Genomic DNA, 23690 nt, shown 5'->3' with positions numbered 1-23690 from the left:
TTATGAAAGGAACAACATTATTAAAACACTATGAACAACTTGATTATGTGACAGAACAAATGTTAATCAGCGCACATAAGGAAGATTGGAATACGTTACTGAGTTGGCAAAATCAATACTCACAATTATCTGAAAATATTATAGAACTTGACGGTATCTTAACTACCGAACACGTTCCCACGCAATGTAAAGATAGAGTACGAATGTATATTCAAAATATCTTAAGTTATCAACAGCAAATCAGCCAATTAGTTACCACACGGCATGCTGAATTAGGGGAATTAATCGGAGAAAAAGTCCGTCAACAGAGTAAAATTGAAAATTACCAACACGTCGCTAACTTAATTTAACAGATAAATTTATTAAATATTTGCTAAGTGCAAGATTGAAAATAATGACTAGACATTAACGATCTTGCACTTATATCAATGTTTAATGCATATTAAACATTCATATTCATGATTTCTTGATAAGCCGCAACAAGTTTGTTACGAACTTGAATACCAAATTGAAGTGAAACCGTCGATTTTTGCATATTCACCATAACTTCATTTAAGGCAATATTGGGTTCACCCAGTTCAAACGCTTTTGCTTGATTTTGAGCCTGTATTTGCGTTTGGCTAATAGAATCCAACGCCATTTTTAGTTCAGTGGCAAAACCAGATTGATTGGAAATTGATTGTTTCTTTTCAAGCAGATTGGAGGCTTTTATCGATGAGAGAACGCTATTGTCAAAATTATTTAAATTATTCATGTAGTTAAAATTTTAATCTTATTTAAATTGCTCAACTAATCCTCAATTTACCATACAACCAAAAATTTAAATGCCACAAGTAAGGGGAAAATCCTTTTCTTTTTTAGCTATTGATTTTTCTAAATACACAGATAATAAACTCTAGAATTCATCTAATTAGTTTAGAATTAGGATATTTATGACTAGCCAAACTGTCGGTAAAAAAGGCGAATCAATATTAAATAAGTTACCTTTTATCAATCAATTAAAACAAAATCCAAAAATGCTGCTACTTATTGCCGGCGTGGTGATATTAGCCATCTTAAGTATGACTTACTTATGGATGAAAAATGACGATTATGGGGTTTTGTTTAGTAATGTAAGCGACAAAGATGGCGGTGAAATCATTAGTCAATTGGATAAGATGAATATTCCTTATAAATTCACATCATCTGGTTCAACCATCTTAATTCCTGAAGAAAAAGTTTACGATACGCGTTTACGCATTGCTCAACTTGGATTACCAAAAGGGGGCGCCGTTGGCTTTGAATTGCTTGATAAAGAAAGTTTTGGGATGAGCCAATTTAACGAGCAGATCAATTATCAACGTGCTTTAGAAGGTGAACTATCCCGTACAATTTCAATCATTAGTAGTATTGATGATGCCAGAGTGCATTTAGCTATGCCTAAACCCTCATTATTTGTCAGAGAACGAAAATTTCCTTCAGCTTCTGTCGCATTAACCTTATTACCCGGTCGTAGTCTATCACAACGTCAAATTGATGCCATTATTCACCTTATTTCAAGTAGTGTACCTGAATTACAAGCCGATAAAGTTACCATTATCGATCAGCATGGTAATTTACTTACGGGTGAAAATTATCGTGATAAAACATTTAATGTTGCTCATTTAGAATTTAGTGAACGCATTGAAAATAGCGTTCGTGAGCGTGTTGAAAAAATTATTATTCCGATTTTAGGTAAAAAAAATGTCATGGTACAAGTCAATGCTGATATTGACTTTAGTCGACAAGAAACGACATCGGAAACCTTTGATCCAAATAGTGATATCGCTAACCAAACTATTCGCAGTAAACAGCGAATCGAAAATCGTCAAGTGGGTAATAATGCGGGCATAGGCGGCGTGCCCGGTGCACTATCTAATCAACCTACGCCAACCGCAAGTGCATCAATTGATGAACAACCTGAATCAAAAGAACAAGATGATAAACAAAAAATCTATAATTTACAGTCAAATAACACTTTAAATTACGAAGTTAACCGGCAAGTAGTTCACAGTAAGATACCCGAAGGCAGAATCAAACGTTTATCGGTTGCCGTGTTAGTCAATTATAAATATGTCGATCCAGATGCTAATCATTCAGATTCCGATGTGAATAATGTGTCTGCAACATCTGAAACAGACGAAAAAACAAATGAAGCCAACAACAATACGCCACAATGGGTCAAACTGGATAATGAAGAGCTAAAAAATATTGAGGCGTTAGCTCGTCAAGCAATGGGATATTCAGATTTACGCGGCGATACCTTAACTGTAGCTAATTTAAAATTTAGTGATCAACTTGATGATGAAAATGACGGATTGGCATTTTGGGAAACTCACCAATTTTATGAAAACACTAAAACAGGCATTAAATATCTGATCTATATTTTCATTGCGTGGATAATTTGGCGCAAAGTATTACGTAATGTTTGGATGAAGTTACAACGACAATACTTCAGTACGCCAGATAATACATCAGATACCCAAACAAGTATTGATGAAAAATTAGATTACAAAGCGCACAGTAAACAACAGCAGAAGATATTTGAAGATAATATGCAACAACAGCAGTACATCCGTAAAATTGTTGAGAAGGATCCACGTGTTATGGCGTTAATTATTCGCAGCTGGATCAGTAAAGAGGACAGCAACGAATGAATTTAAATGAATCACAAAAAGCCGCAACAGTTTTAATGGTGTTAGGTGAAGAAATCGCTGCACAAGTGATGCAATATCTCAATCCTAAAGAGGTGCAACAAATCAGTAGTGCGATGATGTCTTTGCCACAGCTTTCACAAGAACAGTTAAAAGGTATTCTTAATGAATGCCAAAAAACACTGGAAGAGTGTGCGGTACTTAATACAGATACCAATGGCTACTTACGTTCAGTATTAGAAAAATCTATTGGTAGTGAAAAAGCTGGGCGTTTACTCGATGAGCTGTTAGGAAAAGATATTGAAGAAGCCACCGACGGTCTTGAAATGCTTAATTTTGTTGATGCTGCTCGAGCTGTTGATTTGGTTAAAAAAGAACATCCACAAATTATTGCCACTATTTTAGTCCATTTACACCGAGATTTAGCGGCGGAAATTCTTAATCTATTCGATGACGATTTACGTAATGATGTGATGTTACGTATTGCCACTTTTGGTGGTGTTGAACCGTCAGCACTCCGATTATTATCTACGTCATTATCAACATTATTACACGGACAAAATATTAAACTTAATAACTTAGGCGGAATCAGAACCGCAGCCGAAATCATTAACTTAATGAAGAGCCAACAAGAAGAGTTGGTTATCAATGCATTACGCGATTACGACAATGAACTTGCACAGAAAATTATTGATGAAATGTTCTTGTTTGAAAATCTGGTTGAAGTGGATGATAGAAGCATCCAACGTCTACTTAAAGATGTCGATAACGAGACGCTCATTATTGCATTAAAAGGTGCATCAATTGCATTACGTGACAAATTACTTAGCAACATGTCACAACGCGCAGCCTCTATTTTACGTGAAGATCTTGAAAACAGACCGCCGGTGCGCTTATCACAAGTGGAAACGGAGCAGAAGAAAATCTTGGTTATTGCGCGTCGCTTAGCTGAAACCGGTGAAGTTATCTTAAGTAGCGGTGATGACGAATATGTGTAATAGTTCAGATAAATTAAGCTGGGAACCGCTCTGTTTTCAGGATTTATCGTCATCAGACTTTTCACCATTAACACAACAATCTATGGCTACTCAGGTTGACGAAGTAGAAAGTGAGCCTGAGCCAGAACACATAGATGTTGTACCGGCTCCCTCTATCAGTGAAGAAGAGTTAGAACTGTTAAAGCAAGAAGCAAAATCACAAGCCTATCAAGAAGGATTCGAACAAGGTCATAAAGAGGGCTTTGAGAATGGCAAACAATCTGGGTATGACCAAGGATATTTAGTTGGTCAACAGCAAGGTCGTGAACAGATTGAACAACAACTTGATGATGAAAAAAAGCAAGCTGTTCAAGCTATCACACACTTAATCAACAATTTTGAGCAATCCATTAAAGAGATTGACGAATTAATTGTGCCTCAATTATTTGATTTGGCATTAGTTGCAGCACAAAAAACGGTTGGTAGCCTATCTAAAGTTAAACAAAAGCAATTAATGCACACGATTAATCAATTAGTTGAACAATGTTCTATGTTATCTGATCCAATCGTATTACACCTTAACCCTGCTGATTTACGCTGGTTAGAACCGATGTTAAATGATGATATTAATCCACACCAATGGCAATTTATTGCTGATGCAAATGTTGAAGAAGGCGGATGTAAATTATTGACAGATACCAACGAAGTGAATAGCAATATTAATCAACATTGGCAAATGATGTCTGATCACTTACAAGGCGAGAACCATTAACGTGCGATACTCAAGTCAATGGTCAACCAAACTCCTTCAAGCAACAAAGCAGCTTAAAGATTTATCATTGATTCGTCATTATGGTCGATTAGTAAAAGCGTCTGGGCTAGTCCTTGAAGCAGTCGGATTAAAATTACCATTAGGCTCCAACTGTTATATTGAAAGGCAGTGCCAAGGTCATATCGATGCCGTTGAATGCGAAGTGGTAGGGTTTAATGCACATACACTTTACCTAATGCCATTCGAATCCACTGACGGTATTTTACTGGGCGCAAGAGTGTACACCGCACAATACGATTTAGCCCATTTTAGTCACAAATTATTACCGGTTGGTATGACGTTATTGGGGCGAGTTATTGACGCAATGGGAAAACCGTTAGACGGAAAACCCTTACCGGAAAATGTCGAGTATCAAGGCTTATCGAATAAAACACTCAATCCATTACAACGTACGCCCATTCATCAAGTGCTCGATGTAGGGGTTAGAGCAATCAATGCTCTACTCACTGTTGGGCAAGGACAGCGAATGGGTTTATTTGCCGGTTCGGGCGTCGGTAAAAGTGTGTTACTCGGTATGATGGCACGCTACACCCAAGCAGATGTTATTGTCGTTGGTTTAATCGGCGAACGGGGACGAGAAGTTAAAGACTTTATCGAAAATATTTTAGGCGAAGAAGGACTGTCACGCGCTGTCGTGGTAGCAGCGCCAGCGGATGTATCACCATTATTACGTTTACAAGGGGCGACTTACGCCACCAAAATTGCGGAATCTTTTCGTGAACAAGGGTTAAATGTCCTTTTAATTATGGATTCGCTCACTCGCTATGCAATGGCACAGCGTGAAATTGCCTTAGCTATCGGTGAGCCACCAGCGACGAAAGGTTATCCCCCTTCAGTATTTGCTAAATTACCCGCTCTGGTTGAAAGAGCCGGTAATGATAATCATGGTAAAGGCGCGATTACCGCATTTTATACCGTTTTAACCGAGGGGGATGATCAGCAAGATCCGATTGCTGATTCAGCCCGGGCTATTTTAGACGGGCACATCGTACTTTCACGCTCACTTGCTGAATCGGGTCATTATCCAGCTATTGATATAGAAGCCTCCATTAGCCGTGTTATGACGGATCTCACCGCGCCTGAAGATGAGAAAAAATCACGTCTGTTCAAACAACTGTTTTCGAGCTTTCAACGTAATCGTGATTTAATCAATGTTGGTGCTTATGTCGCCGGTACTGATCCTTTATTAGATAAAGCAATTACGCTATTTCCGGCTATGCAAACCTTTTTACAGCAAGGGATTAATGAACATTGTAGTTATCAAGAAGCCTATCAACAGCTAGTTGCAATTGTTGATCCTAACGCCATGGGATCGTAAGGAAGTATCATGAACAATAAAAATTCGACACAACATGCTTTTTTAACCTTAAAACAGTTAGCACAAAAATCGATTGATGATAGTTTAATTCGATTAAAAAAAGCAAACGAAAGTCATCAACAAGCACAATCACAACTTAAGGTACTTAATGATTATTACGCTGAATATCAACAGCAATTAAATAGCGCTTTATCGAATGGTATTAAAGGATGCGAATTAACTAATTTTACCGCATTTATAGCCAATATTGAGCAAGGTATCGAACAACAAAAAAAATTGCTACTCACATTAGCGATTAAACAACAACAGATAACCAACGAACTTAATCAATCCAATAAAAGTTTGAATACCTATACCACGTTATTAGAAAAACAGCACAAAAAGCAATTACAACTTCAAAATCGAATACAGCAAAAAATGACGGATGAATTTGCCCAGCAACAGTTATCAAGGAGAGTATTACATGAATATTAATTTAAATAGTGATATGCAATTAATATCAACGAATCTATCAAAACAACTTGATGAGGAAGCTAATGTGAATGATGCGAATCTTTTTCAGCAGTTATTGGCTGACAATGAAAAGCCGTTATCGCATCCAGAACAGCCAAACAACCTAAATCAAATTGACTATGAGGGATGTGAATTTGATGATCAAAACAATAGTCTTGATGGATTAATCTTCCCTGTTTTCCCTTATGATACCAGTATGATTCAATCAGAAATGCGTGACAAATTACCGGCAAGTCATCTTTCATATCATCTTAATAGTGCAATCAATAGATTAAATTCTTTCGCATCAGACATCACTGATGACGAGCAACGATTACCCGTTAATAGCCTTGATGAGCGTGAAGCAATAATCGATGAACTCTCATTGCAAAACAATATGGCAATAAAGGGAAGTAACCCACATCATTTTAGTGCGAACTTAAATAACACTGAAATAGCCACTTTGAAAAAGAGTTCAAATCGTCAATTATCAGCCGTCGCAAATAATTGTTTTCCGTTGAATAATGCTAGAGCAGAATTACAAAACCAACAACGTCATGTTTCGATACAGCAGTTCACAAGCGATATGACTATCAATCAAGAGACAGCAATAACCACATCGTCGCATGGACAAGATCCAACAGGGGTAATGTTGACGCCTGCAAAAATCACCACGTCGATAAACTTGCCTGTCGCAGTCACAAATCAACAATGGCCGTCATCACTTACTGAGCAGATCATCATGTTTAACCGGCAAGGGATTCAAACGGCGAATATTAAACTTAATCCTCAAGAGCTAGGTTCATTACATATAAAACTGGATATGATAGAGGATAAAATGAACTTGCATATGATGGCTGCTCACGCCGTAGTCAAAAGCGTTTTAGAATCTGCCTTACCCTATTTGAAAAGTTCGCTTGAAGAGCAAGGTATCACACTAGAGCAAGCCGATATTAGTGACTTTTCAATGATGAACGATGCTAATCAGTCGGCGCAATATCAACAATCAAAGAATCGTCAAACACCAATAATCGAACATTCAAATGTCATTGAGGAAATTCATCAACCTAGTCAGGTTAGTCACCATTTGGCAAAATCGGGGTTGAGTATATTTGCGTAAAGCTGAGTAAGGCATTGCATTTATTTTTTTAAATGATGAGAGAATAAAAAGGCTGAATAGGTGATATTTTTATCGCCTATTCTTCAAATCAATTCTGTCAGCTTGATCTATTATTCTTGTATTTTTAACCATTCAATTGGTTATTATTTTTCCAAATTTTAACTGAGATAAGAATAAACATGCCAACTTCCAAGAAAAAAGTGAGTATTTTAAACCTAATACTTATTATCATTACAATGTTAGCATTAGCAACAACTGCCTATTTATGGTTCCAAAATCAGTCTAAAAATACAATTAAAGCTAAAGAAGAGCCACCTGTTTTATCACCGGTATTTTTAACACTAAAACCGTTTACAATTTCATTACCAACTTCAGAAGATAGTACAGAAATTAACAAAGTTCTCTATGTTGGTATGGTATTACGTGTTGCTGACGAAGAACAAAAATCAGTACTATTAGAGTATTTACCGGAAGTCAGAAGCGATGTATTACTGTTAACGTCTAAACAATATGTCAATAATTTAAAGCTTGAAACAGGTAAACTTGATTTACAAGAGCAAATCAAAGTCGCTCTATCCAGACAATACGATCCTAAACATTCAGTGAAGGTGGATGAAGTATTGTTTACCGATTTTATCATACGGTGATTACCATGCCGGATAAGCAAGCGCCTACGCCCAATATGAATAAGTCTTCTGATAGCTTACCACCGTCTGAAGACAAACCAATGACAACAAATAAGAAAGATCCTGACAATCATATATCATCAAAAAAAATTGAAGTTAAACCTTATGATTTATCTGTCAAACATAGTTTTATTCCTGAACGTTTAACTGCGTTAGAAATTGTGAATGAGCGCTTTGCTCGTCAATTTAGAATAGGTTTATTTAACTTATTAAGACGAAATACGGATGTCATTGCCTCACCGATTGAACCTCAAACTTTTAAAGAGTTTTCACAGATTTCAGCGGCTAACCATTTAAATCTTGTTCACCTCAATCCATTGCGAGGTTCAAGCTTATTTGCGTTTTCGCCTGAGATTGTTTATACCGTGGTTGATACTTTATTTGGTGGTGATGGCCATGCTTCGCAACTCGATACAGAAGAACGGGAATTTACCCATACCGAACAGCAAATTATTAAACGGGTGCTCGAACTAGCGTTAACGTTTTATCAAAATGCCTGGACAGATATATATTCAATTGAAACTGAATACATTCGTTCAGAAATACAGAGCAAATTCACCAATATCACAAGTTCACCGGATGATGTCGTTTTAACATCAAACTTTAAAGTTGAAATTGGTAATTCTAAAACCACGTTCAGTATCTGTATTCCTTATTCAATGGTTGAACCCATTAAAGAGTTACTGATAAAACCACCGATTGAGCAACAAACGCATCAAGATGATAACATTTGGATGAGTTCTTTAACCAGTGGCATCAAACAATCTACCGTCGAGTTAGTTGCTAACTTTACGACAATTCAAACAACAGTAGACAAACTACTTGCGCTCAAAGTAGATAATATTTTAGTAATCGAAAAACCAACTCTTCTTGATGTTACTGTCGGGGGTGTACCTATATTAAAAGGTCACTATGGAAAAACCCATAAACAATATGCTATTCAAGTAGAACAAGTAATTAATCCTGTATTAGAACAATTGAATGAAGGGGAATTCAATGACTGATAACAAACAAAATAATGACGAAAACCAAGCGAATGATACGCTCAATGATGAACTTATTGCCAAAGAAGCCATTTTTGAAACACTTTCACCTAATCATACAGAAGATAAAAAACAAGATATCAATCTTATTTTAGATATTCCTGTTCATTTAAGTGTCGAACTTGGTCGAACTAAAATGACAATCAAAGATTTACTCAATCTTACTCAAGGATCAGTGATTGCGCTCGACGGACTTGCTGGCGAACCTTTAGATATTTTGATCAATGGTTATTTGATTGCTCAAGGCGAAATTGTCGTTGTTGGTGATAATTACGGTGTCCGTATTACCGATATTATAACTCCTTCCGAGCGTGTGCGCAGACTGAGCCGTTAATGGCGATAAACCTAAAAAATATGACTAAGATCTCAACCTCAAGTACCCACACTATCACGAGCAATACTGTATCGTCATCATCTGAATTAAATCTTTACAGTCAAATGGGCACATCAATTGGCACGGCGCTAATTGGTGTCATTTTTATGATTCTATTGTTAGGTTGGATAGTTAAACGTCTGGGTCATAATAAGAAACGTAATGCATTTATTGATGTTAAAGCAACGCATTGCATTAGTCCAAAAGAACGAATCATGTTAGTTGAGGTGGATAAGCAATTATTGGTTGTCGGTATCACTTCGCATCATATGACGTTGCTACATACCATTGATGAACAACGTGCCGAAAAATTATTATCACAATCAACACCCGTTGCTAAATCAGCTGATAACAATGTGTTCAAGCAAATCTTGCAATCAGCGTTAAAAACGAAAAAGGAGTGATGCCTTGTGCGGTTAAAAATTTTTATATTGCTAATGACATTATTAAGCTTATTGTTTTTTAGCCGATTTTGTTTTGCCGATCCTTCATCACTCCCGTTTATGACTGAAACAATACAAAATGGTGAACATAGTTGGTCATTACCTGTTGAAACATTGGTATTTTTAACGTTACTCACGTTTATACCTGCTATTTTACTTTTGATGACCAGTTTTACCCGAATCATCATTGTATTGGGATTATTACGCAATGCGCTTGGCACGCAATCAGCCCCACCCAACCAAGTTATTTTGGGCATTGCACTATTTATGACATTTTTTATTATGTCACCGGTGATCGATAAAATTTATCAAGATGCTTATATTCCTTATTCACAAAATCAAATCACGATGCAAGAAGGCTTAACAACAGCTGCAAAACCATTACGCGAATTTATGCTATGCCAAACACGGGAAAATGATCTCGCCTTATTTATGAATATGTCTCATGTCAACGAAGTTGAAACACGAGAACAAGTGCCATTGAATGTACTAGTACCTGCCTTTGTCGTCAGTGAATTAAAAACAGCGTTTCAAATTGGTTTTACGATTTTTATCCCCTTTTTAGTCATTGATTTAGTTGTTGCAAGTACGTTAATGGCATTAGGCATGATGATGGTACCACCTGCAACCGTATCTCTACCATTCAAATTAATGTTGTTTGTTTTAGCGGATGGTTGGCATTTGTTACTAGGTTCACTGGCACAGAGCTTTTTTAGTTGAAAAACATAAATTCAAGATTCTTAAATTAAGGAAAATTATGTCACCTGATTCGATTAGTACGCTTGCTATTCAAGCTGTCAAAGTCGCAGCCTCACTTGCTGGCCCTTTACTTTTAGCTGCATTGGTGACCGGCTTGATTATTAGTTTATTACAAGCTGCAACACAAATTAACGAAATGACCTTATCTTTCATTCCTAAAATTTTAGCGGTGATTGTCGTCTTAATTGTTTTAGGGCCGTCAATGCTATCAACAATGACTGACTATATTAAAATTGTTATTACCAACATTCCAAATCTAACCAGCTAAATTTAATGGAATTTGATATTAATTATCTATTTGATATTGATTTTTTTTCTTGGGTCAAAAACTCGTTTTTGCCGTTTGTACGTATTTTAGCACTAGTAATGGTCGCTCCCATTACTGGCGAAAAAGAAGTACCTAACCGCGTCAAAATTGGTTTAGCTTTACTCATTGCACTTTTGTTACCATTACCCCCGACCGATGAGCCTGTAACACTCTATTCATTAATGGGTATTTGGATGATTGCTCAGCAAGTTATCATCGGTGTTTTAATGGGTCTTGCTATGCAACTTGCCTTTATGACCATGAGAGTAGCTGGTGAATTAATTGGTATGCAAATGGGGCTTGGCATGGCTACGTTTTTTGATCCTATTGGTGGGCCATCTACATCGGTATTATCACGTTTCACCAATATCATCGCTTTGTTAATTTTTCTTAGTTTAGATTGTCATTTATGGTTATTGTATGGACTAGCCAATAGTTTTGACATCATTCCAATAACAACTTTACCGTTAAAAGCAAATGGCGTTCTTACTTTGATTGATATCAGCCGATTACTATTTATTAATGGGATAATGTTAGCATTACCCTTAATGGCTTTGTTGTTAATTATCAATATGGCGTTAGGGCTGTTAAATAGAATGACTCCTCAACTATCTATTTTTGTTATTGGTTATCCCCTAACCTTATTATTAGGGTTAATCATGCTCACATATTTAATGTCGATGTTACCCGCTTTTGCCGAGTTTGTGTTTGAACAGATATTTGAATATATATCAACAATGCTAATAGCATTAGCCGGTTAAATAATTTAAGCAAAGTATCCTAAAAGGGGCGATAAAACAGTTATTGCATATTGTAATTTATACAGATGAAAGATCGTTCTAAGTAATAAAACTCTCGGAGAGAAACCTTTTGACGGTTGGTTAAAATAAAAAATATTTATGCGGTAGTTTAACAAATTGAATCGGTATCTTCAGTTAAATTACCACATAAATTATCATTATTTTTATCTACTTTTAAGCTCTTCTCGAGCCATTTTTTTCATTTTTTGTTCGATTCGTTGACGTTTTAAAGGAGAAAGATAGTCAACAAATAGCTTACCTTTTAAATGATCCATTTCATGTTGAATGCATATCGCAAGAAGTTCATCGGCATCAATTTGGTAAGGGTTTCCATTGCGATCAAGCGCTTTAATCTTAATTTTTTCAGCTCTTGGTACAAATCCTCGACAATCTGGAATGGATAAACAACCCTCTTCTATGCCTGTCTCCCCCTCCTGGCTAATCACTTCTGGGTTAATGATTACATAAACATTGCTACGATCTTCTGTTACATCAATGACAATAATTTGTTCATGCACATTAACTTGAGTGGCGGCAAGTCCAATACCATTATGCTCATACATGGTCTCAATCATATTATCTATAATGGTTTGTAGTTCGGGTGTAAATGCTGTCACTGGTTTTGCAACTTTGCGTAATCGCTCATCAGGAAAACGTAATACCGGTAAAATAGCCATAATTTCTTCGATCTACTCCTCAATTGTCAGGTTTTTCAGATTTAAATACATTGTAAACATTTATGATGCTGGTGAATAGCATTTGTTAGCTATTGATAAAATATATCTCACCAATTCACGAAACCACACTTTTATAAAATGATAAAACAATGATGAGTAAATATGAGTTCTTATTACGAATTTCAATGCTGGGACAAGAAAAACGTGCCATTTTTAAAAAAATGAGTCAGTTTTTTAAAAATGGATTGCCAAATACAATCAATAATGTTGCATTTTTTCTCGAAAAGCTTGGATTGAATGAAACGCAACAAGAACGCTTTTTGGCTATTTCATACCTTCATTTTGAACCTGTGCTTAATTGGCTCAATAGTGATGGTATGCCTAAAACGCTTATTACCTATTGTGATCCTGATTATCCACCACTACTCAAACAAATTAGCGCATCGCCTTTATTACTTTTTGTTATGGGGAATAAACAGTTACTACAAACACCTCAAATTGCCATGGTCGGTAGCCGTCAATTTAGTGAATATGGTGCACAATGGGGACGCTATTTTGCGGGGGAATTGGCAATAAATGGTTTAACAGTAACTAGCGGTTTAGCGTTGGGACTAGATGCAATTTGTCATCGAGGCGCATTAGAGGTATCGGGCGATACTATAGCCGTTTTAGGAAGTGGGCTTGCTAAAATAGCACCGCGATCAAACTTAAAACTTGCCCATGATATTTTGGCACAAAATGGCGCTTTAGTTTCTGAATTTTTGCCCTTTGAAGCAGCAAGATCAGAATATTTTCCAAGACGAAACCGGATAATAAGCGGATTAAGTCTGGGTACTTTTGTGGTTGAAGCTTCGGAAAAAAGTGGCTCATTGATTACCGCCCGTTATGCCTTAGAACAAAATCGAGATGTATTTGCTTTACCCGGTGAAATTAATAACGAAAACAGTCGTGGTACGCATGCTTTAATTCAGCAAGGAGCCTATTTAGTCACAAAACCAACTGATATTTTAGAGCATTATTCTCATTATCTATCAACTATCAAGCCATTAACGTCGCAATCTGTAAAATTCGTTGAAACTATTTTATATCCTGAAATTTTTGCTTTAATTCGTCATCAACCTATTCCGGTTGATATTATTGCTCAACAGTTAAATTTATCGATTCCTGATTTGACAATTAAATTGTTAGATATGGAACTTGCCGGTTTAATTAAGACGGTAACAGGTGGGTATATTCGTAACGTTACGGTTTAATTTAGTTATATTTTACAGCCATACTATTTTTAACATCAAACATCCGCCAATTAAGATCAGCGGATGAACACAAGTTATAAGCTATTCTTCGTCGATTTCTAAGGCAATTTCCGACAAAATAATTCCGGTGTTATCGGCATAAACAAAATCACCAGAAAAGAAGGTCACCCCCCCAAAATTGACTCTAATGTCTACTTCGCCAATACCTTGATCTTCTGCACCTACGGGTATCGCCGCTAACGCTTGAATACCAATATCTGCTTCTGCCAGATAATCTACTTGTCGAACCGCGCCATAAACAATGATGCCTTCCCACTGATTTTGAACAGCAAAATCAATCAGTTCTGCATCAATCAATGCTCGACGAACCGATCCACCGCCATCAATAACTAGAATTTTACCTGCGCCATTAGATTGCAAGATTTCGTATAATAATCCGTTATCTTCAAAACATTTAACTGTTACGGCTTGACCTGAAAATGATGCAACCCCACCAAAATTAGTGAAAATTGGTTCTACTACGTTAACATCTTCCGGATAATAATCACAAAGAATTGAAGTATCAAACTCCATTGCCAAGCCTCCTTTAGCCTTTATATTTTAGTTTATCTAGTATAACGCTTACATAGCGTTACAAGATACCGAATTTAAATAAACGTGAGCTAGTTCAAAATAATTCCCAAACAATAAAGTAAATTAGTGAATAATGCAAGTTTGACCATCTGTAATAATAAAGGGATAGCATCCTTAGCTACCTTAAATCGAAAAACAGCATAAATATGGTAAATAAATAGCGGTAGCGTTATCAAAAATAACCACCGCCAAATGGTATGTAACTGATGACTAGCAAAAAGTGCCAATAAAATAAATGCAGTCACAATTAGAAATAGATGATAAAAGCGAGCTTTGGTTTGTCCCATTAAGACCACTAACGTACGCTTATGGCAATTTCGATCGCTATCAATATCACGTAAATTGTTAATATTGAGTACGGCCACTGACAACAATCCACAACCTAAAGCAGGTAGAATAATTAAATTTGATAATGATTTTGTTTGCAGGTAGTAACTTCCTATTACACCAACTAGCCCAAAAAATATTAAAACGGATAAATCGCCAAAGCCACTATAGCCATAAGGCTTGTTGCCAATAGTATAGGTAATAGCAGCAATAATAGATAGCAAGCCTAATAATATAAAACTGAATAATTCATATCGGTTGTTGCAAGCAACGTGTAATAGACATAGCCCGGATAAAATACAACAAATTATATTGATGATTAACGCTATTCTTAACTGTTTTAATGTGATTAACCCCAATTGAATACCACGAGTATGAGCGGTTATATTACATTTATCACTTCCTTTAACTGCATCACCGTAATCGTTAGCTAAATTTGACAGAATTTGTAACAACGAGGCAGTACTAATAGATAATAACATGATCCGATAATCAAATTGTTGTTGCCAATAAGCCAGCGCATTACCGACTAATATCGCACATAAAGAAAGGGGTAACGTTTTTAAGCGTAGGCTAATAATCCATGGATAATATTTCATTCACTACAACACAAGATATCTATCTAAAACATTAGCAAAATATCATAACAGGAAAAACGAATAATTCGACTTTGATAATGAAAATCTTTTTTAGTAATACATTACGCAACTTAACATTCGTTAATTGTCATCATAACTACTAAGACAATTAACGAATTATTGGAAGCAGTTTGATGAATAAAAAGTTCAATAAGATTAAATCAACTGCCGTTTAGATTGTATTTTCGCTTTTCTCTTTCTGAAAAATTTACGTATTCGACCTTCTCTTAATGCAGCAATAAGAATGCCCATTATGCTGTATATCGCACCTAATAAGAGTATCATCAACATATTGTGCCAATTATCTGCTAGCCCAAGTCCCATTTGATTCACACCTGCAATCATGTTAGTCGCCCATGTTGACGGCAATAAATATGAGACAAATTGAACCCAATGAGGCATAGCATCGATTGGCCAAATGGTACCGGATAGATAAAACACAGGCGTCGTCAAAAATGCCAATGTCAGATATATCATTTCAGTTTTGCGCAAACACTCAGTCAACAATTTACTTAAACCCAAAGCACCGAGTAATAGTGGAAATGTCATGATTAGTATTTCAGTAAGGCTAGCTAACTGACGATAACCAAGTACCCAAGGCCATAATCCAAAAAGCACGATGGATAAAAAAAGCCAGATTGGTAATAAACCAAATAAGCTACCAAAAATTACAATTTTTGGCGGTTTTCCTTGTGGCAAGGAGTTTAACGTAATGTTAGTGCGTGTTGCAGCGATTAAAAATGAGTGCTGCAATAACATCACTAATAAGCCAGGAAAAGTGATGGCTGCAAAGCTTATGCCAGCATTGTATAGCGGTTCTGTTTGACCTTTAATTGGCGATAGTATGATGTCGATCTGTTTATCGGCAAATCCAGCATTTCGCATAATCCGTGTATTATATTGAGTTAATATTTGCTGATAGATTCCTCGAATATCCACCTGTATCAAACCATTAGCTAAACGACTTGAAGCATCACCATAGGCTGGTATTGTGACTTCTTCACCATTTAAGATCTTTTTTTCAAAATTTCTTGGAATAGTAAATACCGCAAACAGTTTACGATTATTGATATCATCATACGCTTGTAATGAATTTTCATAAGTAATGGCTTCAATCTTTGAACTGGTGTTTAAAGAACGTATTAGGCTTCGACTAGTCGCCGTATGATCTTGATCAACAATTGCTACCGGCAAATTTGTAATAGTGCCATTAATATAAACTAAACTCATCAAAGAAACCGATAAAAGTAATAATAACCACATCGGTCGCATTAACATGTAAAAGAATATTTTTATAAACGAAGACCAAAATATTTTAATCATCTTACTTATCCTCTTACTGTGAATGCAAACGTTTCACTAAACGTTTTCTGACTAACACGGTAATAATTATTGGATAGATCATTAAAATACCGCAGGTTTTTAATACTGAAAGATAACTTGAATGCCGTAAAAAAAGGTCAAATAACTTATTTAGCGCATAAGTTAGTGGCTCAAGGGATGAGATAAATCTGGCTATCCACGGCATTGAAAGTTCGGGTACAACAATACCTGAATAGGTTAATGCCAATCCGACTAGCACACCGATATAGGTATATGCATCAATAGCCGTTTTCGTAAAGGTATACAGTAAAATACCAATACTTTGTGCCGCTATGACATAAAAAAACACCACCGTCATCATCGCAAACGGGGATCCTGATACCCTGGCATGCGAAAACAAAACTAACATCGCAATTTCGAAAATGAGTAACATGGTATACCAAATGGTATACGGCGCTAATTTTCCAAGCACAAAGGGATAATTAGGGCGGGTTCGCTTAGGTAATTGCGACAGGATATAGATTGTTGTAGTAACAACAAATAATTGTAATAAATGTACAACCGCCGAAAACTGTTGGAAGTACATTGAGTTACCGCTAGCATTAAATAGCCCATCATAATTGAAATTCACTTTGGCAAGTGGGGGAACTGGTAACCCGACACTGGTCGCTAACGTTGTTCGATATTCAGTATTTAACGCCGCAATTAACCCCGAATAATCCATAATGGAGTATAACCCTGCACTGTAATATAACGCATTATAATAAAGCATCGGGGTAGGTTGACGACCAGATAAAACATCCGCTTCAAAATTGGGTGGAATATACAATATGGCATAAATTTTTGCTTCTTGTAAATCCCGTTCAGCCTCGGAAAGTTGGCTATCGTAATTAATCAGGTTGGCATGCGCACCCGCATTAAGATTACGCACAATTTCACGTGATAAAACACTTTTATCCTGATCGATATAGCCAACGGGTAAATCGAACAAAACACCGCGATAAAAGATACTACTGATTAAGACAAAAATAATCAGTGGTAAGATCCACATTAACCAATGAAAAGTGAACCGCTTGAATATTTGCGGCACTTCGTCATTAAATGCATCTTTAAAACGTGTCCAAAAGTCCAACATTAATTGTCCAATTTCCATAAAGTACTCATACCCGCACGTAAACCTTCTACATGATGAATTGGATATAATCTGACTTCAAACGTTTTCAAATCAAAATCGCCCGTTGCACGAGTTGCACGCTTGGTTGCATAGTCTCCCATTGGGGCAATGTAACGAACTTCTGCTTCGATTTCTTTATTTCCTAGTGCCGGCACTTCTAACTTAATACGATCTCCTTTGTGAACGTTCGGCATAATATTTTCTCGAAGATTAAACACAAAGTAGGCATCCGGTAATCGAATCACTGTTAATAGCGGACTATTCGCATTAAATAATTCCCCTACCTCAGCCGGTATTGAACCAATTTCACCACCAACAGGGGCTTTAACTTGAAGATCATCATATTGAATTTGTAATTGCTTGAGTTGCTCTTCTGCTTCTTTTAATTTGGCTGCATAAATTTCACGCTGTTCTATACGATCACCATTTTTAGCTTGATCTAAATTAGCCTGTGCAGATTGTACCTGTTGAAAAGCAGCATCACGTGTTTTTAATGCATTATCCAATATTGACTGTGATACAAACCCTTTTGCAGATATTGCTTTATTACGGTCATATTCTTTTGATGCATTATCATAAGCGACTTTTGCTTGTTCAAGTAATGCTTCGTAATAACGTATGCTTTCTTCACGCGTACCATGTTCGGAAAGTGCCACCTGAGCTTTAGCTTGATCTCGTGCGGCTTCAGCCGCTTTCACTTGCGCTAATAATTCAGGACTATCAAGCGTAATTAGAATATCATTAGGCTTTACATCATCACCCCGATTAACGTGAATAAGCTGAACACGCCCTTTGGCTTTTGAAGCCACACTGACATTCGGCGCATCAACCTCACCTTGAAGAATTAACTGGCTATTGTGTGAGCGTATTAGGATCGTCATTGAAATTAAAATAACGATTAACGCAATACTAATAAATATTTTTTTATTCATATAATTTTTTTTAAAGTGTGATGTTAAATGGATAAGATATCAAGATGTTTAGATAAATATTAATAGGATAACATACGTAAAAACTTATTTACTCATTATACGAAAAGTGCTTTATTCGTACAAGTTTACCTTCACTTTATTCCAAATAAAGGCATTAATTGTCTTCTATTTAATAAATATTAAACATTTTATTTTTAATAAAATAAATTATTTTCAATCATTGTAAATCAATATATTAATAGATTTTATTTATAATTGATATTAGTCAAAAGAATATAGATAAAAACCTACTTATTTAGTATGATATTTTAAATTAGGATTGTAAGGTATTAAATATGAAAAAAATAATTATTGTTGGTGGTGGTGCAGGTGGATTAGAGTTGGCAACTAATCTTGGTGATAAGCTAGGTAAAAATAAACAAGCTGAAATAACGCTGATCGATAAAAATAGTTACCACATTTGGAAACCACTACTGCATGAAGTTGCAACAGGTGCTATGTATGAACAAGTTGATAACATCTTCTTTTCTGAACAAGCAAAGCAACATCATTTTGAGTTTACTCAAGGTACTTTTACCAATATTGATCGAGAGAATAAGCAAGTTCTGATCAATGATACAAATGATAATCATATTTCCCTATCGTATGATATTTTGGTTATAGCAGTAGGTAGTACTTCGAATGATTTTGGTACGCCTGGTGTTAAAGAACATTGTATTTTTTTAGATGATCAAAATGCCGCTATTCGCCTACGTGAAATACTGCTATCAAAATTCACAAATTTCTGTTCAACGCTCGATAAAGACGCTGACACTAAAGGGGAAAAACTTCGCATTGCTATTGTTGGTGGTGGCGCAACAGGTGTCGAGTTAGCCTCTGAACTACCTCATATGGTTGAAACGTTTGGCGTTTGTCGAAAAAACAAAATGTGTGCTGATTTCTTAGATGTATCCGTTATTGAAGCAACCAATCGTATCTTACCAGCATTACCCGAAAAAACGGCATTAAGCATTACTAAAACCCTTGAAAAACGCGGTATTCATGTCTTAACAAATACCATGATTACTAAGGCCGAAAGTGATGGATTCTATCCTAAAGAAGGGGAAACCATTAAAGCCGATATTATGATTTGGACTGCTGGCGTTAAAGCACCTGATTATCTGAAAGATATAGCTGGTTTAGAATCAAGTCGTTCAAATCAATTAGTCGTTAAACCGACATTACAAACTACACGAGACGATAATATCTTTGTTATTGGTGATAGTGCTTATGCGATGCAAGATAGCGGACGAGCCTCTCCACCCACAGCACAAGCAGCTAATCAAATGGCAAAAATTTGCGCTCGAAATATCGTTAGTCTGATTAACAATCAAGCCATGAAGTCATTTGTCTATACCGATAAAGGAACCATTATTTCTTTACATGATACCGCCCAAGGCGTGGTTAAGATGATTGGCAATAAAGAAATGAGTGTGAAAGGTTGGTTTGCGTTAATGATCCATCGTTTGCTATATCGTATGCATCAAGCTAGTTTATTGGGTATCTTTAAAACCATCCGTTTTGCTCGTGATTGTAAAGCTAAATATAAAAGTAAATTTGCGTCTATTTTTAGTCAGCAAGATTAATTATTAACCGAAAAATAAACAACAGCTACTTGATAATAAATAATCTTCAGTAGCTGTTTTTTTATATAAGATATTTAGACAGTACTTTTCAACTCATTCAAAATATAACTATATGAATAATAGAAAAATATGCGATTTATTTTAATTTTTATATTGTTATTTTCCTGTTTTATCTGTGAAGCAAATTATCAGCCAAAAGATGGCGATATTATTTTTCAATCGTCTCAATCCAGTCAAAGTAAAGCCGTTGAACAAGCAACAAATTCGCCCTATAGCCATATGGGAATCATTTTCATAAAAAATGGTAAACCTTATGTATTTGAAGCTGGGAGTAAAGTCGCTTATACACCTTTAACAAGCTTTATTGAAAGAGGAAAAAATAGATATTATGTAATCAAACGTCTCAAAGATCATAATTTATCTGTTAAGGAAACCAATAAATTAAAGCTAGTTGCAAAAACTTTTGAAAATAAACCTTATGATATCTGGTTTGGTTGGAATGACAATTATATCTATTGTTCTGAATTAGTTTGGAAAATTTATAATAGAGCACTTAAATTAGAAATTGGTCAATTACAGAACATCAAAGATTTCAATCTTTCATCAGCACTCGTAAAGCAAAAATTAAAAGCGCGTTATGGCGATAAAATCCCCTTTCAAGAAACCGTTATTTCGCCTGTCGCTATGTTTAATTCACCGTTATTAATAACAGTAGACAAAAATTGGTCGCATTAAATAAATAATAACTTTTTAACTGGAGCAAAACTTTTACGATATAAATGGTTGATACCATACAGCTCAATTGCCATTAAATGATCTTTGGTGGGATATCCTTTATGTTTTGCCAGTCCATATTGGGGATACAATTTGTCTAATTCTACCATTTCACGATCACGCGTCACTTTTGCTAAAATCGACGCAGCACTAATCTCTGCCACCAGCAAATCGCCTTTGACAACGGCTTGTGTTTGAATACCAAATTCCGGACAACGATTACCGTCAACTAAAACAAAATCTGGTTGGATCGCAAGTCCTGTTACCGCTCGTTGCATAGCTAACATGGTAGCATGCAAAATATTTAATTTATCAATTTCCTCAACAGAAGCTCTTGCAATACACCAAGCTAGTGCATTTTCTTTAATAACGTCAAATAATTGATCTCGTTTTTTTTCGGAAAGTTTTTTAGAATCCGTTAATCCTTTGATTGGTTTATTAGGATCTAAAATAACAGCTGCCGTCACAACATCGCCACAAAGCGGTCCCCGCCCAACTTCATCAACTCCAGCAATTAAGGTGGCATCAGGATAACTAAATTCTAACAACAAGGTGAATCCTCTAATACATCAAGTACAGCTTGAGCTGCTTGTTCATCAGCGTGACAACGAATTTGCTGATGTAATGATAAAAATGTTTTTTTAAGTTCACGATTATCCCCTTCTAAAAAAGGAATAATATGATTAGCGATATTTTCAGGGGTACAGTCTTGCTGTAATAACTCGGGTACAATTTCTTTACCAGCTAAAATATTGGGTAATGAAACATAAGGGGTTTTAACTAATTTTTTGGCTAACCAAAAAGTGAATGGCTTCATTTTGTAACCCACCACCATTGGACATTTGGCTAGCATGCATTCTAGTGCTACTGTTCCGGATGCCAAAATCGCAGCATCACTGGCAATCATTGCTTCACGGGCATGACCATCTAATAGTTGAACTTTCAGTTCTGGTGCTATTTGCGTTTTAATCTGCTCAAATTCTTGTCGTCTTTTTTCATTGACTAATGGTACGACTATATGCAAATCAGGGTAACGATCACGTAAAAGCTGAGCTGCTTGTAAAAAAGGGGCAGACAATAAGGTGACTTCCGCATGACGACTTCCCGGCAATATTGCTAAACACCGACCATTGAGCGGAATGCCTAATTGTTGACGCATTGCCACTTGGTCAGGCATTAATGGCACATCATCTGCCATTTTGTGACCAATAAAACGACAAGGGACATTAAACTTATCATAAAACGCTTTTTCAAAAGGTAAAAAAGCTAATATGAGATTAGTATTACGTTTAATTTTGAAAACACGTTTTTGCTTCCAAGCCCATACCGAAGGACTCACATAATGAATTGTTTTAATCCCTGCTCGCTTTAACTTACCTTCTAAGGAAAGATTAAAATCAGGTGCATCAATTCCTATAAAAATGTCGGGTTTTAATTCAATTAAACGCTTAGTAATATCACGACGTATTGCTAAAATACGACGTAATTTTCCCAACACTTCTACAATCCCCATAACAGAAAGCTCATCCATTTCATACCAAGCTTGACACCCTTCAGCTTGCATTAAAGGCCCTGCAATACCAACAAATCGAATATTAGGATGATACTTTTTGAGAGAACGAATCAATCCAGCGCCCAGAATGTCGCCAGATGTTTCACCGGCGACTAAAGCAATGGTTAATGATTTATTCGTATCTGTCTGGCTTGTGATTGGTTGACTAGTCATTAACGAATGATGCCACGTGTTGAACGTGCAAAAAAATCATTGAATAATTTGACTTCAGGATATTGATTTGCAATAGCCTCAATTTCTGCTTTCGCTTCGTCTAACGATAGCCCATTTCGATAAAGAATTTTGTAACTATTGCGGATAGCTTGCAAAGCTTCTTTACTGAATCCACGACGTTTTAGACCTTCGTAATTCACGCCATGTGGTGTGGCATGATTTCCTTGTGCTATCACATAAGGTGGGACATCTTGCGCAACGCCTGAACAACCACCAACCATAACATGTGATCCAATGACACAAAATTGATGTACCGCAGTCATACCACCAATGATAACATGATCATCTAACTGAACATGTCCGCCAAGTGTTGCATTATTTGCCAAAATACAATGATTCCCAATTCGACAATCATGCGCAACATGCGCATTGATCATTAATAGATTATCACTGCCAATTTTAGTAATTCCGCCACCTTGAACAGTACCGCGATGAATAGTCGCGCTTTCGCGAATCATATTGCGATCACCAATTTCAGTGCGAGTTGGTTCGCCTCGATATTTTAAATCTTGGTTAACTTCACCAATCGATACAAATTGAAATATCTGGTTATCTTTACCAATTTTAGTGTGGCCATTGATGACTACATGTGATTTTAAAAAAGTCCCTTCACCAATTTCAACATTTTCACCAATAAAGCAAAAAGGACCAATTTTAACATTGTTACCAATTTTGGCGCCTTTTTCTATCACTGAACTTGGATGTATTTCCGTTGCCATAGCATTT

Annotated in this window: 27 protein-coding genes; 17 read left to right on the top strand and 10 right to left on the bottom strand. The window is 36.2% G+C overall.

The window, feature by feature from the left end; all coding sequences use genetic code 11:
• Positions 1-2: 2 nt before the first annotated feature.
• Positions 3-350, top strand: coding sequence for a flagellar protein FliT (fliT, locus tag ACGH4F_RS06225; protein WP_411590461.1), 348 nt, complete (start codon positions 3-5; stop codon positions 348-350).
• 92 nt (positions 351-442) lie between these two features.
• On the opposite strand, the gene fliE is transcribed toward fliT, so the two are convergent.
• Entirely contained in the window at positions 443-754 is a 312-nt protein-coding gene (gene fliE / locus ACGH4F_RS06220; protein ID WP_411590459.1) for a flagellar hook-basal body complex protein FliE, read from the bottom strand.
• Between the two features lie 178 nt (positions 755-932).
• Here fliE and fliF point away from each other — a divergent pair, with 178 nt between their 5' ends.
• The 13 genes from fliF to fliR all read left to right on the top strand — a co-directional run bounded on the left by fliF (position 933) and on the right by fliR (position 11783).
• Positions 933-2675 carry a flagellar basal-body MS-ring/collar protein FliF gene (gene fliF, locus ACGH4F_RS06215; RefSeq protein WP_411590458.1) on the top strand — a complete coding sequence of 581 codons (1743 nt, stop codon included), beginning with the start codon at positions 933-935 and terminating at the stop codon, positions 2673-2675.
• On the top strand, positions 2672-3670 hold the full coding sequence (gene fliG / locus ACGH4F_RS06210; RefSeq protein WP_220216119.1) for a flagellar motor switch protein FliG: 999 nt from the start codon (positions 2672-2674) through the stop codon (positions 3668-3670). Before fliF ends, fliG begins: the two co-directional genes overlap by 4 nt.
• Positions 3654-4421, top strand: coding sequence for a flagellar assembly protein FliH (locus tag ACGH4F_RS06205; protein ID WP_267378486.1), 768 nt, complete (start codon positions 3654-3656; stop codon positions 4419-4421). The genes fliG and ACGH4F_RS06205 overlap by 17 nt, the downstream gene beginning before the upstream one ends.
• A complete protein-coding gene (fliI, locus tag ACGH4F_RS06200) occupies positions 4417-5799 on the top strand; it encodes a flagellar protein export ATPase FliI (RefSeq protein WP_411590502.1) in 1383 nt (460 codons plus the stop codon). The genes ACGH4F_RS06205 and fliI overlap by 5 nt, the downstream gene beginning before the upstream one ends.
• A 9-nt stretch (positions 5800-5808) precedes the next feature.
• Positions 5809-6273 (top strand): flagellar export protein FliJ, encoded by a 465-nt coding sequence (gene fliJ / locus ACGH4F_RS06195; protein ID WP_267349957.1) that lies wholly within the window; start codon positions 5809-5811, stop codon positions 6271-6273.
• Positions 6263-7411 (top strand): flagellar hook-length control protein FliK, encoded by a 1149-nt coding sequence (locus ACGH4F_RS06190; RefSeq protein ID WP_411590456.1) that lies wholly within the window; start codon positions 6263-6265, stop codon positions 7409-7411. Before fliJ ends, ACGH4F_RS06190 begins: the two co-directional genes overlap by 11 nt.
• 179 nt (positions 7412-7590) lie before the next feature.
• Positions 7591-8058 carry a flagellar basal body-associated FliL family protein gene (locus ACGH4F_RS06185; RefSeq protein WP_267349961.1) on the top strand — a complete coding sequence of 156 codons (468 nt, stop codon included), beginning with the start codon at positions 7591-7593 and terminating at the stop codon, positions 8056-8058.
• A gap of 5 nt (positions 8059-8063) precedes the next feature.
• The gene (gene fliM / locus ACGH4F_RS06180) at positions 8064-9101 is read left to right on the top strand and encodes a flagellar motor switch protein FliM (protein ID WP_267349963.1); all 1038 of its coding nucleotides are present in this window, start codon (positions 8064-8066) and stop codon (positions 9099-9101) included.
• Positions 9094-9474: a flagellar motor switch protein FliN gene (fliN, locus tag ACGH4F_RS06175; RefSeq protein WP_267360979.1), complete on the top strand. Its 381-nt coding sequence runs from the start codon at positions 9094-9096 to the stop codon at positions 9472-9474. The genes fliM and fliN overlap by 8 nt, the downstream gene beginning before the upstream one ends.
• A gap of 20 nt (positions 9475-9494) precedes the next feature.
• The gene (fliO, locus tag ACGH4F_RS06170) at positions 9495-9917 is read left to right on the top strand and encodes a flagellar biosynthetic protein FliO (protein WP_267378473.1); all 423 of its coding nucleotides are present in this window, start codon (positions 9495-9497) and stop codon (positions 9915-9917) included.
• 33 nt (positions 9918-9950) lie between these two features.
• On the top strand, positions 9951-10676 hold the full coding sequence (gene fliP / locus ACGH4F_RS06165) for a flagellar type III secretion system pore protein FliP (protein ID WP_411590501.1): 726 nt from the start codon (positions 9951-9953) through the stop codon (positions 10674-10676).
• Between the two features lie 37 nt (positions 10677-10713).
• Positions 10714-10983 (top strand): flagellar biosynthesis protein FliQ, encoded by a 270-nt coding sequence (gene fliQ, locus ACGH4F_RS06160; RefSeq protein ID WP_065558107.1) that lies wholly within the window; start codon positions 10714-10716, stop codon positions 10981-10983.
• 5 nt (positions 10984-10988) lie between these two features.
• On the top strand, positions 10989-11783 hold the full coding sequence (gene fliR / locus ACGH4F_RS06155; protein WP_267360974.1) for a flagellar biosynthetic protein FliR: 795 nt from the start codon (positions 10989-10991) through the stop codon (positions 11781-11783).
• A 203-nt stretch (positions 11784-11986) separates the two neighbouring features.
• On the opposite strand, the gene def is transcribed toward fliR, so the two are convergent.
• Positions 11987-12499, bottom strand: a complete 513-nt coding sequence (gene def / locus ACGH4F_RS06150) for a peptide deformylase (protein ID WP_267349971.1) — start codon at positions 12497-12499, stop codon at positions 11987-11989.
• A gap of 149 nt (positions 12500-12648) precedes the next feature.
• On the opposite strand from def, the gene dprA reads away from it, so the two are divergent.
• Positions 12649-13752, top strand: a complete 1104-nt coding sequence (gene dprA, locus ACGH4F_RS06145; protein ID WP_411590452.1) for a DNA-processing protein DprA — start codon at positions 12649-12651, stop codon at positions 13750-13752.
• A gap of 81 nt (positions 13753-13833) precedes the next feature.
• On the opposite strand, the gene rraA is transcribed toward dprA, so the two are convergent.
• The 5 genes from rraA to ACGH4F_RS06120 all read right to left on the bottom strand — a co-directional run bounded on the left by rraA (position 13834) and on the right by ACGH4F_RS06120 (position 18779).
• On the bottom strand, positions 13834-14325 hold the full coding sequence (rraA, locus tag ACGH4F_RS06140; protein ID WP_411590450.1) for a ribonuclease E activity regulator RraA: 492 nt from the start codon (positions 14323-14325) through the stop codon (positions 13834-13836).
• Between the two features lie 89 nt (positions 14326-14414).
• The gene (locus tag ACGH4F_RS06135; RefSeq protein WP_411590449.1) at positions 14415-15311 is read right to left on the bottom strand and encodes a 1,4-dihydroxy-2-naphthoate polyprenyltransferase; all 897 of its coding nucleotides are present in this window, start codon (positions 15309-15311) and stop codon (positions 14415-14417) included.
• A 195-nt stretch (positions 15312-15506) separates the two neighbouring features.
• Positions 15507-16670: an ABC transporter permease gene (locus ACGH4F_RS06130; RefSeq protein ID WP_411590500.1), complete on the bottom strand. Its 1164-nt coding sequence runs from the start codon at positions 16668-16670 to the stop codon at positions 15507-15509.
• 16 nt (positions 16671-16686) lie between these two features.
• Positions 16687-17826 (bottom strand): ABC transporter permease, encoded by a 1140-nt coding sequence (locus tag ACGH4F_RS06125; protein ID WP_065558102.1) that lies wholly within the window; start codon positions 17824-17826, stop codon positions 16687-16689.
• A complete protein-coding gene (locus ACGH4F_RS06120) occupies positions 17808-18779 on the bottom strand; it encodes an HlyD family secretion protein (RefSeq protein WP_065558101.1) in 972 nt (323 codons plus the stop codon). The genes ACGH4F_RS06125 and ACGH4F_RS06120 overlap by 19 nt, the downstream gene beginning before the upstream one ends.
• 335 nt (positions 18780-19114) lie before the next feature.
• Between ACGH4F_RS06120 and ACGH4F_RS06115 the strand changes: the two genes are divergently transcribed.
• Entirely contained in the window at positions 19115-20404 is a 1290-nt protein-coding gene (locus ACGH4F_RS06115; protein ID WP_411590447.1) for an NAD(P)/FAD-dependent oxidoreductase, read from the top strand.
• A gap of 129 nt (positions 20405-20533) precedes the next feature.
• Entirely contained in the window at positions 20534-21139 is a 606-nt protein-coding gene (locus tag ACGH4F_RS06110; RefSeq protein ID WP_411590446.1) for a YiiX family permuted papain-like enzyme, read from the top strand.
• Here the strand turns inward: ACGH4F_RS06110 and rnhB are convergent.
• The 3 genes from rnhB to lpxA are packed head-to-tail and all read right to left on the bottom strand — an operon-like array spanning position 21136 to position 23683.
• Entirely contained in the window at positions 21136-21726 is a 591-nt protein-coding gene (gene rnhB, locus ACGH4F_RS06105; RefSeq protein WP_411590498.1) for a ribonuclease HII, read from the bottom strand. The genes ACGH4F_RS06110 and rnhB overlap by 4 nt on opposite strands.
• Complete coding sequence (gene lpxB / locus ACGH4F_RS06100; RefSeq protein WP_267360961.1) at positions 21720-22904, bottom strand: lipid-A-disaccharide synthase; 1185 nt, start codon at positions 22902-22904, stop codon at positions 21720-21722. Before lpxB ends, rnhB begins: the two co-directional genes overlap by 7 nt.
• Entirely contained in the window at positions 22904-23683 is a 780-nt protein-coding gene (gene lpxA, locus ACGH4F_RS06095) for an acyl-ACP--UDP-N-acetylglucosamine O-acyltransferase (protein WP_267349987.1), read from the bottom strand. The genes lpxB and lpxA overlap by 1 nt, the downstream gene beginning before the upstream one ends.
• Positions 23684-23690 lie beyond the last annotated feature (7 nt).

This window comes from Gilliamella sp. CG35 (assembly GCF_046635745.1).
Classification (GTDB): Bacteria; Pseudomonadota; Gammaproteobacteria; order Enterobacterales; family Orbaceae; genus Gilliamella; species Gilliamella apicola_I.
The sequence above is the reverse complement of the archived record's forward strand: the minus strand, read 5'-3'. Positions and strand labels throughout refer to the sequence as shown.

What these genes read in the sequence shown, in the direction of transcription:
- fliM (WP_267349963.1), top strand. Translation starts at nt 8,064, where the DNA reads ATGCCGGATAAGCAAGCGCCTACGCCCAATATGAATAAGTCTTCTGAT.
- fliG (WP_220216119.1), top strand. Translation starts at nt 2,672, where the DNA reads ATGAATTTAAATGAATCACAAAAAGCCGCAACAGTTTTAATGGTGTTA.
- fliR (WP_267360974.1), top strand. Translation starts at nt 10,989, where the DNA reads ATGGAATTTGATATTAATTATCTATTTGATATTGATTTTTTTTCTTGG.
- ACGH4F_RS06205 (WP_267378486.1), top strand. Translation starts at nt 3,654, where the DNA reads ATGACGAATATGTGTAATAGTTCAGATAAATTAAGCTGGGAACCGCTC.
- lpxB (WP_267360961.1), bottom strand. Translation starts at nt 22,904, where the DNA reads ATGACTAGTCAACCAATCACAAGCCAGACAGATACGAATAAATCATTA.
- ACGH4F_RS06135 (WP_411590449.1), bottom strand. Translation starts at nt 15,311, where the DNA reads ATGAAATATTATCCATGGATTATTAGCCTACGCTTAAAAACGTTACCC.
- ACGH4F_RS06125 (WP_065558102.1), bottom strand. Translation starts at nt 17,826, where the DNA reads ATGGAAATTGGACAATTAATGTTGGACTTTTGGACACGTTTTAAAGAT.
- dprA (WP_411590452.1), top strand. Translation starts at nt 12,649, where the DNA reads ATGATGAGTAAATATGAGTTCTTATTACGAATTTCAATGCTGGGACAA.
- fliJ (WP_267349957.1), top strand. Translation starts at nt 5,809, where the DNA reads ATGAACAATAAAAATTCGACACAACATGCTTTTTTAACCTTAAAACAG.
- fliE (WP_411590459.1), bottom strand. Translation starts at nt 754, where the DNA reads ATGAATAATTTAAATAATTTTGACAATAGCGTTCTCTCATCGATAAAA.
- fliQ (WP_065558107.1), top strand. Translation starts at nt 10,714, where the DNA reads ATGTCACCTGATTCGATTAGTACGCTTGCTATTCAAGCTGTCAAAGTC.
- ACGH4F_RS06120 (WP_065558101.1), bottom strand. Translation starts at nt 18,779, where the DNA reads ATGAATAAAAAAATATTTATTAGTATTGCGTTAATCGTTATTTTAATT.
- fliF (WP_411590458.1), top strand. Translation starts at nt 933, where the DNA reads ATGACTAGCCAAACTGTCGGTAAAAAAGGCGAATCAATATTAAATAAG.
- ACGH4F_RS06190 (WP_411590456.1), top strand. Translation starts at nt 6,263, where the DNA reads ATGAATATTAATTTAAATAGTGATATGCAATTAATATCAACGAATCTA.
- ACGH4F_RS06185 (WP_267349961.1), top strand. Translation starts at nt 7,591, where the DNA reads ATGCCAACTTCCAAGAAAAAAGTGAGTATTTTAAACCTAATACTTATT.
- ACGH4F_RS06110 (WP_411590446.1), top strand. Translation starts at nt 20,534, where the DNA reads ATGCGATTTATTTTAATTTTTATATTGTTATTTTCCTGTTTTATCTGT.
- rraA (WP_411590450.1), bottom strand. Translation starts at nt 14,325, where the DNA reads ATGGAGTTTGATACTTCAATTCTTTGTGATTATTATCCGGAAGATGTT.
- fliP (WP_411590501.1), top strand. Translation starts at nt 9,951, where the DNA reads ATGACATTATTAAGCTTATTGTTTTTTAGCCGATTTTGTTTTGCCGAT.
- fliO (WP_267378473.1), top strand. Translation starts at nt 9,495, where the DNA reads ATGACTAAGATCTCAACCTCAAGTACCCACACTATCACGAGCAATACT.
- def (WP_267349971.1), bottom strand. Translation starts at nt 12,499, where the DNA reads ATGGCTATTTTACCGGTATTACGTTTTCCTGATGAGCGATTACGCAAA.
- fliT (WP_411590461.1), top strand. Translation starts at nt 3, where the DNA reads ATGAAAGGAACAACATTATTAAAACACTATGAACAACTTGATTATGTG.
- fliN (WP_267360979.1), top strand. Translation starts at nt 9,094, where the DNA reads ATGACTGATAACAAACAAAATAATGACGAAAACCAAGCGAATGATACG.
- ACGH4F_RS06115 (WP_411590447.1), top strand. Translation starts at nt 19,115, where the DNA reads ATGAAAAAAATAATTATTGTTGGTGGTGGTGCAGGTGGATTAGAGTTG.
- lpxA (WP_267349987.1), bottom strand. Translation starts at nt 23,683, where the DNA reads ATGGCAACGGAAATACATCCAAGTTCAGTGATAGAAAAAGGCGCCAAA.